The sequence below is a fragment of the Sphingobium sp. TomTYG75 genome (assembly GCF_054771635.1).
The window spans coordinates 526,279-539,527 of record NZ_BSRE01000001.1; the positions used below are offsets into that span (position 1 = coordinate 526,279).

The 13,249-nt window shown below is 62.4% G+C and carries 14 protein-coding genes; 13 read left to right on the top strand and 1 reads right to left on the bottom strand.

The genetic code is table 11. The features are described from left to right. The first annotated feature begins 121 nt into the window (after positions 1-121). The 3 genes from ACYU81_RS02545 to ACYU81_RS02555 all read left to right on the top strand — a co-directional run bounded on the left by ACYU81_RS02545 (position 122) and on the right by ACYU81_RS02555 (position 3,176). A complete protein-coding gene (locus ACYU81_RS02545; RefSeq protein ID WP_449473518.1) occupies positions 122-376 on the top strand; it encodes an ATP synthase F1 subunit epsilon in 255 nt (84 codons plus the stop codon). 221 nt (positions 377-597) lie between these two features. Then, positions 598-2,127, top strand: coding sequence for a CpaF family protein (locus ACYU81_RS02550; RefSeq protein WP_449473519.1), 1,530 nt, complete (start codon positions 598-600; stop codon positions 2,125-2,127). A 110-nt stretch (positions 2,128-2,237) separates the two neighbouring features. Next, positions 2,238-3,176, top strand: coding sequence for a DMT family transporter (locus tag ACYU81_RS02555; RefSeq protein WP_460986207.1), 939 nt, complete (start codon positions 2,238-2,240; stop codon positions 3,174-3,176). On the opposite strand, the gene ACYU81_RS02560 is transcribed toward ACYU81_RS02555, so the two are convergent. Beyond that, entirely contained in the window at positions 3,168-3,599 is a 432-nt protein-coding gene (locus ACYU81_RS02560) for an OsmC family protein (RefSeq protein WP_460986208.1), read from the bottom strand. The genes ACYU81_RS02555 and ACYU81_RS02560 overlap by 9 nt on opposite strands. Positions 3,600-3,685: 86 nt before the next feature. On the opposite strand from ACYU81_RS02560, the gene ACYU81_RS02565 reads away from it, so the two are divergent. From ACYU81_RS02565 to ACYU81_RS02610, 10 genes are all read left to right on the top strand, one after another. After that, positions 3,686-4,051 (top strand): PRC-barrel domain-containing protein, encoded by a 366-nt coding sequence (locus ACYU81_RS02565; protein WP_460986209.1) that lies wholly within the window; start codon positions 3,686-3,688, stop codon positions 4,049-4,051. Between the two features lie 150 nt (positions 4,052-4,201). Then, a complete protein-coding gene (locus ACYU81_RS02570) occupies positions 4,202-4,876 on the top strand; it encodes an RBBP9/YdeN family alpha/beta hydrolase (protein WP_449473522.1) in 675 nt (224 codons plus the stop codon). A gap of 97 nt (positions 4,877-4,973) precedes the next feature. Continuing rightward, on the top strand, positions 4,974-5,165 hold the full coding sequence (locus tag ACYU81_RS02575; protein ID WP_460986210.1) for a YezD family protein: 192 nt from the start codon (positions 4,974-4,976) through the stop codon (positions 5,163-5,165). A 173-nt stretch (positions 5,166-5,338) separates the two neighbouring features. Continuing rightward, a complete protein-coding gene (locus ACYU81_RS02580) occupies positions 5,339-7,819 on the top strand; it encodes a TonB-dependent receptor (protein ID WP_460986211.1) in 2,481 nt (826 codons plus the stop codon). A gap of 152 nt (positions 7,820-7,971) precedes the next feature. Beyond that, complete coding sequence (gene panB, locus ACYU81_RS02585; RefSeq protein WP_460986212.1) at positions 7,972-8,844, top strand: 3-methyl-2-oxobutanoate hydroxymethyltransferase; 873 nt, start codon at positions 7,972-7,974, stop codon at positions 8,842-8,844. Between the two features lie 74 nt (positions 8,845-8,918). Continuing rightward, positions 8,919-9,617, top strand: a complete 699-nt coding sequence (locus ACYU81_RS02590) for a tetratricopeptide repeat protein (protein WP_460986213.1) — start codon at positions 8,919-8,921, stop codon at positions 9,615-9,617. 10 nt (positions 9,618-9,627) lie between these two features. Further along, positions 9,628-10,977, top strand: a complete 1,350-nt coding sequence (locus ACYU81_RS02595; RefSeq protein WP_460986214.1) for a PQQ-binding-like beta-propeller repeat protein — start codon at positions 9,628-9,630, stop codon at positions 10,975-10,977. A gap of 116 nt (positions 10,978-11,093) precedes the next feature. Beyond that, a complete protein-coding gene (gene der / locus ACYU81_RS02600) occupies positions 11,094-12,473 on the top strand; it encodes a ribosome biogenesis GTPase Der (RefSeq protein WP_449473531.1) in 1,380 nt (459 codons plus the stop codon). Continuing rightward, complete coding sequence (locus ACYU81_RS02605) at positions 12,460-12,675, top strand: sulfurtransferase TusA family protein (RefSeq protein ID WP_460986215.1); 216 nt, start codon at positions 12,460-12,462, stop codon at positions 12,673-12,675. Before der ends, ACYU81_RS02605 begins: the two co-directional genes overlap by 14 nt. Before the next feature lie 84 nt (positions 12,676-12,759). Further along, positions 12,760-13,200, top strand: a complete 441-nt coding sequence (locus tag ACYU81_RS02610; protein WP_449473535.1) for an Hpt domain-containing protein — start codon at positions 12,760-12,762, stop codon at positions 13,198-13,200. The last annotated feature ends 49 nt before the right edge of the window (positions 13,201-13,249 follow it).

The window sequence follows — 13,249 nt, forward strand, 5'->3', positions numbered from 1 at the left end:
ATTAAGGGGTGGGCCGCGAGCGCAGCGAGCTCCTGACCTATCCCGAAGCGTTGCAGGCGATTGCTAACGCAATCGCACCCACCCCTGCCCCTCCCTTGAAAGGGAGGGGGGAGAGATACAGATGGCACTGCATTTCGAACTCGTGACCCCCGAAAAGCTCGTCCGCTCGGAAGAGGTCTATCAGGTCGTCGTCCCCGGCACCGATGGCGACTTCGGCGTGCTGGAAGGCCACGCGCCGTTCATGTCCACCGTCCGCGACGGCGCGATCCAGATCTTCGCCAGCGCGGGCGCCGCGCCCGAAATCATCCCCGTCCAGGGCGGCTTCGCTGAAGTCAATGAAAAGGGCCTGACCGTCCTCGCGGAGCATGCGGGCTGAAGCAGCTAAGGCGATCCCGCCAATAAATTAAAAGGCCGCCTTCCAACAGGAGCGCGGCCTTTTCCTATCAGGGGGCAGGCTGACCCCCACATAGGTCACCAGGCCACCTTGCTCAGCGCCATTAGCCATTTGTCAAAGTTTCCGCCTTATTCACCATTGCAACCAATTCGGATCAGCCTGTTCCGGCAGGCGAATCCTACGGAATATCGCGGCGGAGAATTATGAGCGCGTTTGGACGGAAAAATGGACCTGCCGGCATCAAGCCGGGATTCGGTGTAGCCCGGCCAATGCAGGGCAGCGCCCCGCGTGAGGAAGCGCGAGGCGGAGACCAGTTCCCCCCGCTAGACATGGCTCCCCTGCCCGCCGCCGACACCCCAATCGATCCGCTGTCCGCGCCCACCAGCCAGATGCAGCGCAACGCGGACGCATTGCAGCGCTTGTCCGATCGCGCCAACGCCGAGCATGTCGCCGATGCGGGGCCGCAAGGCTTCGAAGCCTCCGTCCACAAAATCAAGGAACAGGTCCTCCCCCGCCTGCTAGAGCGCGTCGACCCCGAAGCCGCCGCGACGCTCAGCAAGGATGAACTGGCCGAGGAATTCCGCCCGATCATCATGGAGGTGCTGGCAGAGCTCAAGCTCACCCTCAACCGCCGCGAACAATTCGCGCTGGAAAAGGTGCTGGTCGATGAACTGCTCGGCCTCGGCCCGCTAGAGGAGCTGCTGGCCGACCCCGAGGTCACCGACATCATGGTCAACGGGCCGGAGCAGACCTATATCGAAAAGAAGGGCAAGCTGATCATCGCGCCCATCAAGTTTCGTGATGAGGAGCATCTGTTCCAGATCGCCCAGCGCATCGTGAACAAGGTCGGCCGCCGCGTCGACCAGACCACGCCGCTGGCCGACGCCCGCCTGCCCGACGGCAGCCGCGTCAACGTCATCGTGCCGCCGCTCTCGCTGCGGGGCACCGCCATCTCGATCCGTAAATTTTCGGCCAAGCCGATCACCATCGACATGCTCGCCCAATGGGGCGCGATGAGCCCGAAGATGGCCACCGCGCTCAAGATCGCTGGCGCATCGCGCATGAACATCGTGATTTCGGGCGGCACCGGCTCGGGCAAGACGACCATGCTCAACGCCCTGTCGAAGATGATCGACCCGGGTGAGCGCGTCCTCACGATCGAAGACGCAGCCGAACTTCGCCTGCAACAACCGCACTGGCTACCGCTCGAAACCCGCCCTCCGAACCTTGAGGGCCAAGGCGCAATCACCATCGGCGACCTCGTCAAGAATGCCCTGCGTATGCGTCCTGACCGCATCATCCTGGGCGAAATTCGTGGCGCGGAGTGCTTCGACCTGCTCGCCGCGATGAACACGGGCCATGACGGCTCCATGTGTACGCTTCACAGCAACAGCCCGCGCGAGTGCCTGGGCCGTATGGAAAACATGATCCTGATGGGCGACATCAAGATCCCGAAGGAGGCCATCTCCAAGCAGATCGCCGACTCCGTCGACCTCATCGTGCAGGTAAAGCGCCTGCGCGACGGTTCGCGCCGCGTCACCAACATCACCGAAGTCATCGGCATGGAAGGCGACGTCATCGTCACGCAGGAACTGTTCAAGTTCGAATATCATGACGAAGATGACAGCGGCAAGATCGTCGGCGAATACCGCTCTATGGGCCTGCGCCCCTACACGCTCGACAAGGCGCGCCAGTTCGGGTTCGACCAGCCTTTCCTGGAAGCCTGCCTCTGATCTTGTCGGCAGGATAGCAGGGGAACGACCGCCGCTACATTTTCCAAAGACGAGTCGATAATTATCATGGGGTGGTTGCGTCATCCTGTCCGCCGGTTAAAGCGACCTGCGTGCAACCCCCTGCCCCCATTAGCCCGCCAGAGGAGCTTCCGCCGCCACCATCGGCGCGTGACGAACATGCGCTGACAGGCATCGGCCTGCGTTTGCTGGCGATGTTGTTCATGGCCGTCATGTTTGCCCTCGGCAAGCTTGTGGGCACGCGGGGCGTCAGCTTGGTCGAGCTGATCTTCTACCGTCAGGCGCTCGCCCTGCCCCTTATCGTCACGTGGGTCGCGATGACCGATGGCCTCCCCTCGGTCCGCACGAACAGGCTGGGCGCGCATGTCAGCCGGACCGTGCTTGGCCTTACCGGCATGGTCCTCAATTTCGGCTCCTATCTGCTTCTTCCCCTAACCGAAGCCACCGCGATCGGCTTCACCATGCCCATCTTCGCCACGCTGCTGTCGGCCATCCTTTTGCGCGAAGCGACCGGCCCCCACCGCTGGGCTGCCATCATGCTGGGCTTTGTCGGGATCATCGTCATGGTCCGCCCTGATGGCGCGCATTTCCCGCCGTTCGGCCTTGCCGTCGCGTTGTCCGCCGCCATCATCACGGCCTGCATCGGCTTGCTGTTGCGCGACCTTGGCCGCACCGAAAAGACCGGCGTCATCGTATTCTGGTTCACCATCCTGTCCGTGCCGCCGCTGGGTATCCTGATGCTGTTCGTCGGGAAGGCGCACGATCCCATGACCTGGGCCATGCTCGTCGGCGTCGGGCTGACAGGCGGTATTGCGCAGCTCTGCATGACCGGCGCGCTTCGCCATGCGCCTGTATCCGTGGTGCTGCCGATGGACTACAGCACCATCATCTGGTCCACGCTGCTGGGCCTGTTGATCTGGGGCGAATGGCCGATGCACACTACCTGGGTAGGCGCAGCGCTCATCATCGCCAGCGGCCTCTACATTGCGTGGCGGGAGCATGTCCGCACCCGCCGTTTCGCTTCAGCCTAGCAATTCCGCGTCCAGGCTGATCTGCGCGTTCAGCAGCTTCGACACGGGGCAATTTTCCTTGGCTTTGGCGGCCAGCTCCTGGAATTTGGCGTCGTCAGCACCGGGAATGGTCGCCTTCAGCGTCAGCTTGCTCGCCGTTATCGCAAAGCCGCCCTCATGCTGCTCCAGCGTCACGACCGCGTTCGTTTCCATTTTCTCCGCCGTCAGCCCTGCCTCCCCCAAAATGAGAGATAGCGCCATGGTGAAGCAGGACGCATGGGCGGCGGCGATCAATTCTTCCGGATTGGACCCCGGCACCCCTTCGAACCGCATGGCATAGCCATAAGGATGCGCGTCCAAGGCGCCACTTTGCGTGGAGATCGCGCCTTTGCCTTCTTTCAGGCCGCCGCTCCATACCGCCGAACCACTGCGATTGATCTTCATGTCATCCTCCTGCGTGAAGAGTGGGAACCCCGCTGATCCTGCTCGGTTTCATCATCATAGCCTGATTCCTGTTCAGGAGGGTGACAATGACTGACCCGGCAGTGGAAAATCCCGGCGACCTGATCGCATCCGACCGGGTCGAAGGAACAGCCGTCTACAACCGCGAAGGCGAACGGTTGGGCCATATCTCGAACTTCATGGTGGAAAAACGCAGCGGCCAGGTCCGCTACGCTGTGCTGTCCTTTGGCGGATTTCTCGGCATCGGCCATGACCATTACCCCATCCCATGGTCGATGCTGAACTATGACACCGACAAGGGCGGCTATATCGTCGATCTTAGCAAGGAGGTGCTGGACAGCGCCCCCCGTTATCTTGCGGACACTCGGCCGGAATATGACGAGACCTATGGCCGCAACGTCTACTCCTATTACGGCCTTATATATCCTTGGTAACAGGCGAAGTTGTTGCCCTGACGGCGCTCTTCCAATGCTGAACCCCAGATGAATCCAATCGCCCAAATTTGGACACATTTGGTCGCTGAAGCATTGTCTACCTAAAGAATAGAATATACATCCATCGTGCAATTGGACGAGGATCACACCATGGACCGATTCGGACATCTGGGCGACGCGCGCAACCCTGTCGTGCTGACCATACCGGGTCTCAACAACAGCGGCCCCGGTCATTGGCAAACCCTTTGGGAGGGCATGCGCGGCGATTGTGAGCGTGTCGATCTGGGCAGTTGGGCCAGCCCCAACCGCAATGCATGGGTCACCCGCCTCGATGCGGCGATCCGCGAAGTTGAAGGACCGATCATCCTGGCCGCGCACAGCCTGGGTTGCCTCGCTGTCGCCTGGTGGGGCGCGTTGCAGAGCCAGGCTTATGGCTGGCCGGTGACGGGCGCATTGCTGGTCGCCCCGCCTGATTGCGACCGGATGGAAACGCCTGAGACTATCGGCGGCTTTGGACCGACGCCACGAGCACAGCTACCATTCCCGTCGATCGTCGTCGCCAGCCGCAACGACCCTTATATCTTCTTTGAACGCGCCCACAGTATCGCCAAAAACTGGGGCAGCAGCTTTGTCGATGCGGGCTTTAGCGGACATATCAATGCTGAAGCCAATCTTGGCACATGGGACTTCGGCCAATCACTGCTGGAACGGCTGGTCGACAACGCACATGAACAGGCTTCGCTCATGCGGCAGATGCGGCCAGCCATTCCCCTGGCCCATCATCAACATGACCGCAAACTGGCGGCGATGCGGTTGATCGGCTGAATTCCAAAGGGGCGCGACAAGGCAAACTTGGGCGCCCTATATATTTGCTTTTTTGTCTATTGAATTAGTTGAGATAAAAGCGGGCCATGAGGTGCTTATGAGTGACAACCCATCAACAGAATTTGCCCGCAACGGCCGCGCAGATGGCCAGCGGGCGGACATTTCCGTCAGCATCGAAAAGGTTCGCGGCGTTCTTGAAGCACTGCGTTTCGGGTCGATCACATTGACCGTGCATGATGCCCGCGTCGTCCAGATCGACGTGACGGAAAAGACTCGTCTCACCGCCTGAAAAAGGCGGGGGCCTTTAAGGGTTGCAAAACCGAGCCGCCGGACAGGCGGTTAATGATAGGCGGCAGGGGTGGGCCGCCAACTGTCCAGTACCATTCCCAGACCATCGGTGTTGACCGGCCAACCGGAAACGCCGCGATCAACATTCACCGGACCTCCGGAAGGGGAATTTTTATGATTGCGCGTTCTCTGTTGCTCGCCGGTGTGGCAAGCGCATCCATCTTTGCGTCCAGCGTCCATGCTGAGGAAGTGCCTGTTCCAGCCGCAGACGCAGCTGTCCCGGCCGCCGACGGGGCCGAACAGCCTACCAACCCTCGCGGCGACGTGATCATTGTCACCGCCCGCCGCCGCGCCGAAACGGCGCAGGAAGTGCCGCTGGCAATCTCCGTCATTCGCGGCGACAGCATCGAAGCGACCGGCAACTTCAACGTCGTGAAGCTCCAGCAGCTCGCGCCAACCTTGCAGGTCTACACCACCAATCCCCGCAACACCTCGGTCAACATCCGTGGTCTGGGCGTGCCGTTCGGCCTGACGAGCGACGGGTTCGAGCAGGGCGTCGGCATCTATGTCGATGACGTCTATAATTCCCGCGTCGCCGCCGCGACCTTCGACTTTCTCGATGTGAACCAGGTCGAAGTGCTGCGCGGCCCGCAGGGTACGCTCTACGGCAAGAACACGACGGCGGGCGCGATCAACATCACGACCAACCAGCCGACCTTCGATTTCGAAGGCCGTGCGGAACTCAGCGTCGGCAACCTCAATTACCGGCAGGCAAAGGCCGCCATTTCCGGCCCGCTTTCCGACACGGTCGCCGCCCGCCTCGCGGTCGCCGCGACCAGCCGCAGGGGCACGCTCTACAACGTCACCTCGCAGCGCTGGATCAACGAGCAGGACAATCTGGGATTGCGTGGCCAGTTGCTGTTCCAGCCCAACGACGATTTCAGCATCACCCTGTCAGGCGACTATAGCAAGCAGGACCCCGAATGCTGCGGCACCACCTTCGTCCGCGTCGGCCGCACGCAGCGCCCGCTGAACCGTCAATATGACGCTCTCGCCGCAGCGCAGGGCTATGTCGTGCCCAGCCGCAATCCCTATGACCGCCTGTCCGACCTCGACAGCAATCTGAACGCTGGCAACAAGATTGGCGGCGTTTCGGCGCGGGTGAAGTGGGACGTCGGCCCCGGCACGCTGACCTCGGTCACCGCTTGGCGCTTCTGGGACTGGAAGCCGGAAAATGACCGCGACTTTACGGGCCTGCCGATTGTGTCCAAATCGCAGAACCCCTCGCAACAGAACCAGTATAGCCAGGAATTCCGCTACAATTACGAAAGCCAGAAGATCGACTTTGTCGTCGGCCTCTTCGGCTTCAAACAGCGGATCGACACGCAGGGCACGGAGCAGCAGGGGGCAGCAGCCGCCAAGTGGAGCCTTGCACCCTCGTCGGACCCGTTGAACCCGGCCAACAACCCTGCAACGCTTGCGGGCCTCACCGCCAGCAACACGCAGTGGCTCAAGAGCGAGAGCGCCGCACTGTTCGGTCAGCTCAGCTGGAAAGTCACCGACGCGCTGACGATCCAGCCCGGTCTCCGGCTCAACTATGATAAAAAGTCGGGCTTCTACCAACGTGTCGTGACGAACGCGCTGGGTCAGGCGATCAGCTGCACCACGCCACCGGCGCCCGGCACGATCGCGGGCACCTCGCAGCAGTGCGGCGTCTATCAGCCGCAGGTAAGCGCCCCTTCCGACAGCGCGTGGAACTTCACCTACGACTTCAACGTCAACTACAAGTTCGCGCGGGACGTCCTCGCCTATGCGACCTATGCCAAGAGCTTCAAGACGCTGGGCATCAACCAGAACGGCTTGCCGCTCAACCTGGACAATACGGTCAACTATGATGCCGCAACGGTGAAGCCGGAATCGGTCCAGCATTTCGAAGTCGGGCTGAAAACCCAGCTGTGGGATCGGCGCGCGACCTTCAACATCTCGGCCTTCCGCACCACGATCAAGGACTTCCAGGCGACCGTGAACGGCGGCCAGTTCGGCACCGTGCGCGGCTACCTTGCCAATGCCGAAAAGGTCCGGTCGCAGGGCATCGAGGCGGACTTCAAGGTGGTCGCCAGCGATCGCTTCACCGCCTATGCCAACGCGGCCTATACCCACGCCAAATATAAGAAGTTCACCAACGCACCCTGCCCGCCGGAACTGTCCGGTGGACCCTCGCAACCTTCTGGCGCCACGCCCGATTATTCGCAGCCGGGCGTTCCGGGCGCTCCCAGCCCCCGCCAGTGCGACATTTCCGGTCAGGATCTACCCGGCGTGTCGAAATGGGCCTTCTCCTACGGCGCGGAATATAACATCCCGGTCACGCTGCTGGCGAAGGAAGGCCAGGTCTATCTGGGCGTGGACGGCAATTACCGCTCGCACTGGAACTCCAACGCCTCACCCTCGCGCTACACCGAAGTAAAGGGCTACGCGCTCACCAACTTCCGCGCAGGCTTCCGCGGCGAAGGCTTCGATGTCTTCGGCTGGGTCCGCAACGCGTTCGACGTCAACTATATCGAAAATCTTCAGGTTGCTCCCGGCAACACCGGCCTGATCGCTGGCCAGCCTGGCGATCCCCGGACTTGGGGCGGGACGATCAAATTCTCGTTCTGATCCCGTAACGATGTTCACCCCCTGGGGGAGCGGCACAGGCCCGCCGCTCCCGCATCTTTTTCAATTCGCCATTTCCTTCTCTAATTCCACTTCGCCAAAACCGGCCCGCCACCCGATTTGCGCCTGCAACCCCACTGGGGTACATCGCTCCCATGTCCACCACCTTCACGCTCGACACCTCCACCAGCCGCGCCAATCCCACGCCCGCGCCAATGAAGCGCCTGACCGTCCCCGCGATCCAGCGCCGCAAGGTCGAAGGCAAGACGGACGAGCCGCTGGTGATGCTGACCGCCTACACCGCCCGGCAGGCACAGCTCCTTGATCCCCATTGCGACATGCTGCTCGTCGGCGATTCGCTCGGCCAGGTGATCTACGGCCTGCCCTCGACCCTTGCCGTCACGCTCGACATGATGATTGCCCATGGCGCCGCCGTCGTCCGGGGCAGCTATCATAGCCTCGTCCTCGTCGACATGCCCTTCGGCAGCTACGAAGCCTCCCCCGCCCATGCCTTCGCCAGCGCCAGCCGCGTCATGGCCGAAACCGGCTGCGCCGCCGTCAAACTGGAAGGCGGGCAGGCCATGGCGGAAACCATAGCCTTCCTTACCCAGCGTGGCATCCCCGTCATGGCCCATGTCGGCCTCACGCCTCAGGCCGTCAACGCACTGGGCGGCTATGGCGCGCGCGGCAAAAGCCAGGAAGAACATGCCAAGATCATGGACGACGCCCGCGCCGTCGCGCAGGCTGGCGCCTTCGCCGTGGTCCTTGAAGGCGTGATGGAAGACCTCGCCGTCGCCATCACCGACAGCCTCGACATCCCCGTCATCGGCATCGGCGCATCGGCCCATTGCGACGGCCAAGTGCTGGTCGCCGAGGACATGCTGGGCATGTTCGAACGCGTGCCGCGCTTCGTGAAACGATACGAAAACATTGCCGAAACCATCAGCAATGCAGCCGAACGCTATGCCGTCGAAGTACGCAATCGCAGCTTTCCCACCGCAGATCAGGTCTATCGCCCCAAAAAGTGATTTGCGCTAAGCGCCGCCGCCGCTATTGATCGCGCCTTCCGCGAGCTTTTTCTGACGCATATCTGGAGACCCACGTGGCCCTGACGCCGCAAAATAGCGAAGCATTCATGCGCGAGGTCGATGAGGCCGTGCGTCAGGACCAATTGCTGACCTTCTGGCAGCGCTTTGGCCGCTGGATCGTCGCGGCCGTGGTCATCGGCCTCGTTGCCTTTGCGGCATGGCTTTATTGGCAGCATTACAGCGCCACTCAATCGCAAGCCGTGTCCGAGGAAATGGACAAGGTCATCTCGGCCGCCGCGGGCGGCGGGACGCCCGATGCCAAGCAACTCGACACGCTGACCGACGCCAGCCAGCCCGGCTTCCGCGCGTCAGCCCTGCTCGTGAAGGCTGGTGTCGCCGCTCGCAAGGGCGACAACAAGGCCGCGATCGCCGCTTACAAGGCTATGGCAGCCGACAGCTCGCTTGATCAGCCCTATCGCGACCTCGCCCTGATCCGCCAGACCACGCTCGAGTTCGAGACGCTTCAGCCGCAACAGGTGGTCGATCGCCTCAAGCCCCTCGCCGTCGAAGGCGCGCCATGGTTCGGCAGCGCGGGCGAACTGGTCGCCATATCCTATATGAAGATGCGCAAGCCCGATCTTGCTGGCCCGCTGTTCGCAGCGATGGCAAAGGATGCCACCGTGCCTCAGTCGATCCGTTCACGCGCGCGACAGATGGCGGGCTTATTGGGCATAGATGCAGTCGAAACGCCGACCGTACCGGGACAGGGATGAAGATAAGCGCATGGGGATGCACAGCATGACGAAATTTGCGGGCACGCGCCGGGTCCTGACCGTCGCCGCGATGGTCGCGCTACTGGCGGGCTGCGGCGTCATCGGGGGCAAGAAGGGTGGACCCAAGACCCCCGTGGTCGGCAACCGCGTATCCATCCTGACCAACGAGCAAGGCGTCGAGGTCGATCCGACCCTGGCCGATGTGCCCGTGTCACTGCCCGAAGCCTATGCCAACGACCAATGGTCGCAGCCGGGCGGCAGCCCTGCCAAGGCGATGGGCAACCTTGCGCTGAGCACCTCGCCCGCGACGGCCTGGACCAGTTCGATCGAAGGCAGCACGCCTCGCGCGCGCCTCGCCTCTTCACCCGTGATCGCCAATGGCAAGCTCTACGTCATCGACGCGGGCGCTCATGTCATCGCGTTCGACGCCGCGACCGGCGCGAAGCTCTGGCAGACTGCCCTGCCCGCCGAAGGCAGCGGCCGCGCCTTGTTCGGCGGTGGCGTCAGCATCGTCGATGACAAGGTGTATGCGAGCACCGGCGTGGGCGACGTAGCCGCGCTCAGCGCCGCAAACGGCTCCATCCTGTGGAAGAAGCGCCCCGGCGGCCCGCTACGCGGCGCACCGACGCTCGCCAACGGCCATGTCTATGTCATGGGGCAGGACAACCAGATCTTCGCGCTCAACCAGAGCGATGGCGAAGTGCAGTGGACCGACAGTGGCACGTTGCAGGTGACCGGCGTGTTCGGCGTCGCCGCTCCCGCCGCTGCGCAGGGCACGGTGATCGCGGGCTATAGCTCGGGCGAGCTCACCGCCTACCGCTATGAAAATGGCCGCACGCTGTGGGGCGATGCCCTTTCGCGCACCAGCATTTCAACGGCCGTCGCCTCCCTCACCGACATCGATGCCAATCCGGTTATCGACCGTGGCCGGGTCTTCGCCATCGGTCAGGGTGGCCGCATGGCCTCCTATGAACTGGTGAGCGGCCAACGCCTGTGGGAAATCAATATTGCGGGCATCTCGACGCCGTGGGTTGCGGGCGAATGGGTATTCGTCGTGACCAGCGATGCAAAGCTGCTCTGCGTCGCCCGCGCGACCGGCAAGATTCGCTGGATCAGCCAGCTTCGCCGCTGGGAAAAGGAAAAGAAGAAGGCGAACGCCATCCGTTGGACGGGTCCCGTTCTGGCAGGCGGTCGCCTGATCCTGGTATCCACCCATGGCGACCTCAACTATGTCGATCCGGCAACGGGCGCCGTTCAATCGGCTGTTGATATGGACAAGTCCATGTCGCTGTCGCCCGTTGTCGCCAACAACATGCTCTATATTCTTGCTGACAACGGCAAGCTGACGGCGTTTCGTTAACGCCTTAGATGATGTTAGATAAGCGTGCTCCTGCGCAGGCGGGAGCCCAGATCCGCCGTTTGGACTGGGCTCCCGCCTGCGCAGGAGCACCGTCATTTTAAAGGAAACGGGCTATCATGCTGCCCACAGTTGCCATTGTAGGGCGGCCCAATGTGGGCAAGTCCACCCTCTTCAACCGGCTCGTCGGCAAGAAGCTGGCGCTGGTCGATGACCAGCCCGGCGTCACGCGCGATCGGCGGGAAGGGCAAGCGAACCTGCTCGGCGTCGATTTCACCATCATCGACACCGCCGGTTATGAGGACGAGGATCCTCAGACCCTCCCCGGCCGGATGCGCATGCAGACGCAGGCGGCGGTCGAAAATGCCGATGTCGCCCTGTTCGTCGTCGATGCACGCGCTGGCATCACCCCGTTGGACGAGGAAATCGCCCGCTGGCTACGCGAAGGCGACGCGCCCGTCGTGCTGATGGCCAACAAGGCCGAGGGCAAGGCCGGTGACGACGGCGTGATGGAGGCATTCAGCCTAGGCATGGGCGACCCCATCCCCTTTTCCGCCGAACATGGTCAAGGACTTGCCGACCTGTTCCAGGCGCTCCTCCCCTATATCGACCGGGAGGATGAGGAAGAAGAGGAAGCCGAACCGAGCGAGGCCGATCTGGAGGCCGCTCCGCTCAAGCTCGCCATCGTCGGCCGTCCCAATGCGGGCAAATCGACCCTCATCAACCGGCTGCTCGGCGAAAACCGTCTGCTCACCGGCCCCGAAGCAGGCATCACCCGTGATAGCATCGCGGTGGACTGGACATGGACAGACCCCCGCAATGAGGAGGCTGAACCCCGCCCCGTCCGCCTGATCGACACCGCTGGCATGCGCAAGCGTGCGAAGGTGCAGGACAAGCTCGAAAAGCTCGCAGTTTCGGACGGTCTGAACGCTGTGAACTTCGCCGAAGTCGTTGTGCTTCTGCTCGATTCCACGCGCGGGCTGGAAGCGCAGGACCTGCGCATTGCCGACAAGGTGCTGGAGGAAGGCCGCGCCCTCGTCGTCGCGCTCAACAAATGGGACACGGTCGAGCATGGCTCGGCCCTGTATCAGGGCATCAAGCAGGCGCTGTCCGACGGCCTGGCGCAGATACGCGGCGTGCCGATCATGACCGTGTCAGGCGCGACAGGAAAAGGTCTGGACGACCTCATCCGCGTAGCCTTCGAAACACGCACCGCCTGGTCTCAGCGCGTCTCCACCGGCATCCTCAACCGCTGGTTCGAACGCGCACTGGAGGCCAACCCGCCCCCCGCCCCCGGCGGCAAGCGGATCAAGCTGCGCTACATCACGCAGAACAAGACCCGCCCGCCCACCTTCGTGCTATTCGGCACCCGTCTGGACGAACTACCGGAAAGCTACCGGCGCTATCTCGTCAACGGCATCCGCAAGGAACTGGGCTTCGGCGCCGTGCCTGTGCGCCTTACGTTGCGCAGCGCGCGCAATCCCTATGCCACCAAATGATACCGCCTATGTGAATGCCAGGGGAATGAAATGCCCCTGGCCCGCATTGCGCGCCGCCCGCGCTATGCGGTCGGCCCATGCAGTGACGGTCGAAGCGGACGACCCCAACGCCGCCCGCGAATTGGAGGCGCTTACCCGGCAGCATGGCTGGAATTTCTCCGCCGCTGCTGGCGATCGCTTTGAATTGTCGCGTAAATCCTGACGCCAACCTTGTTCTGACGCCTCCGCTTAACCTGCTGTTTACGCGCGGCTTCTATGCTGAAGTCGAAACAGGGAGTGTGACAGGGTGTCGTATCAAGAGGCAGAACTGGTCAATCAGGCCGATCTGGCAAAGTCCCGGTCGGAACTGGGCAGCGCATTTCTCCGGATTCTCAGCTATTTTCGCGAGGATGGCGACAAGGCCATTGGCGCGATCGAGCAGGCGATCCGCGAACGCAATGCCATCGCGCTCGTCACGCCCGCTCACACATTGAAGGGCGAATCGGCTCAATTTGGCGCCCATCGCTTGAGCAGCATGGCCGAACGCATTGAAATGGTCGCGCGCCGCTGCGTCGAAACACGCGAGGGTCCTGACGAATTGATCGAGGTTGTCGTCAGTTTGCGGCCCTGCTTTACCGAGACAATGTCCCTCCTCGATCACGACTCCAATCCGTTGGTCGCACGTCGCCCCGCCACATTTGGCCGCCGATCCGAACCACCGTCGCAGGGGTTCGGCCGCGTAGGCTGATCTTAGCTAACATCTAGGTATTGAAATAAAACGGATCATCGCCCCATAT

Excerpts from the sequence above, each read along its gene's own strand:
- ACYU81_RS02545 (WP_449473518.1), top strand. The coding sequence starts at position 122 with ATGGCACTGCATTTCGAACTCGTGACCCCCGAAAAGCTCGTCCGCTCG.
- ACYU81_RS02550 (WP_449473519.1), top strand. The coding sequence starts at position 598 with ATGAGCGCGTTTGGACGGAAAAATGGACCTGCCGGCATCAAGCCGGGA.
- ACYU81_RS02560 (WP_460986208.1), bottom strand. The coding sequence starts at position 3,599 with ATGAAGATCAATCGCAGTGGTTCGGCGGTATGGAGCGGCGGCCTGAAA.
- ACYU81_RS02565 (WP_460986209.1), top strand. The coding sequence starts at position 3,686 with ATGACTGACCCGGCAGTGGAAAATCCCGGCGACCTGATCGCATCCGAC.
- ACYU81_RS02570 (WP_449473522.1), top strand. The coding sequence starts at position 4,202 with ATGGACCGATTCGGACATCTGGGCGACGCGCGCAACCCTGTCGTGCTG.
- ACYU81_RS02575 (WP_460986210.1), top strand. The coding sequence starts at position 4,974 with ATGAGTGACAACCCATCAACAGAATTTGCCCGCAACGGCCGCGCAGAT.
- ACYU81_RS02580 (WP_460986211.1), top strand. The coding sequence starts at position 5,339 with ATGATTGCGCGTTCTCTGTTGCTCGCCGGTGTGGCAAGCGCATCCATC.
- panB (WP_460986212.1), top strand. The coding sequence starts at position 7,972 with ATGTCCACCACCTTCACGCTCGACACCTCCACCAGCCGCGCCAATCCC.
- ACYU81_RS02595 (WP_460986214.1), top strand. The coding sequence starts at position 9,628 with ATGGGGATGCACAGCATGACGAAATTTGCGGGCACGCGCCGGGTCCTG.
- der (WP_449473531.1), top strand. The coding sequence starts at position 11,094 with ATGCTGCCCACAGTTGCCATTGTAGGGCGGCCCAATGTGGGCAAGTCC.
- ACYU81_RS02605 (WP_460986215.1), top strand. The coding sequence starts at position 12,460 with ATGCCACCAAATGATACCGCCTATGTGAATGCCAGGGGAATGAAATGC.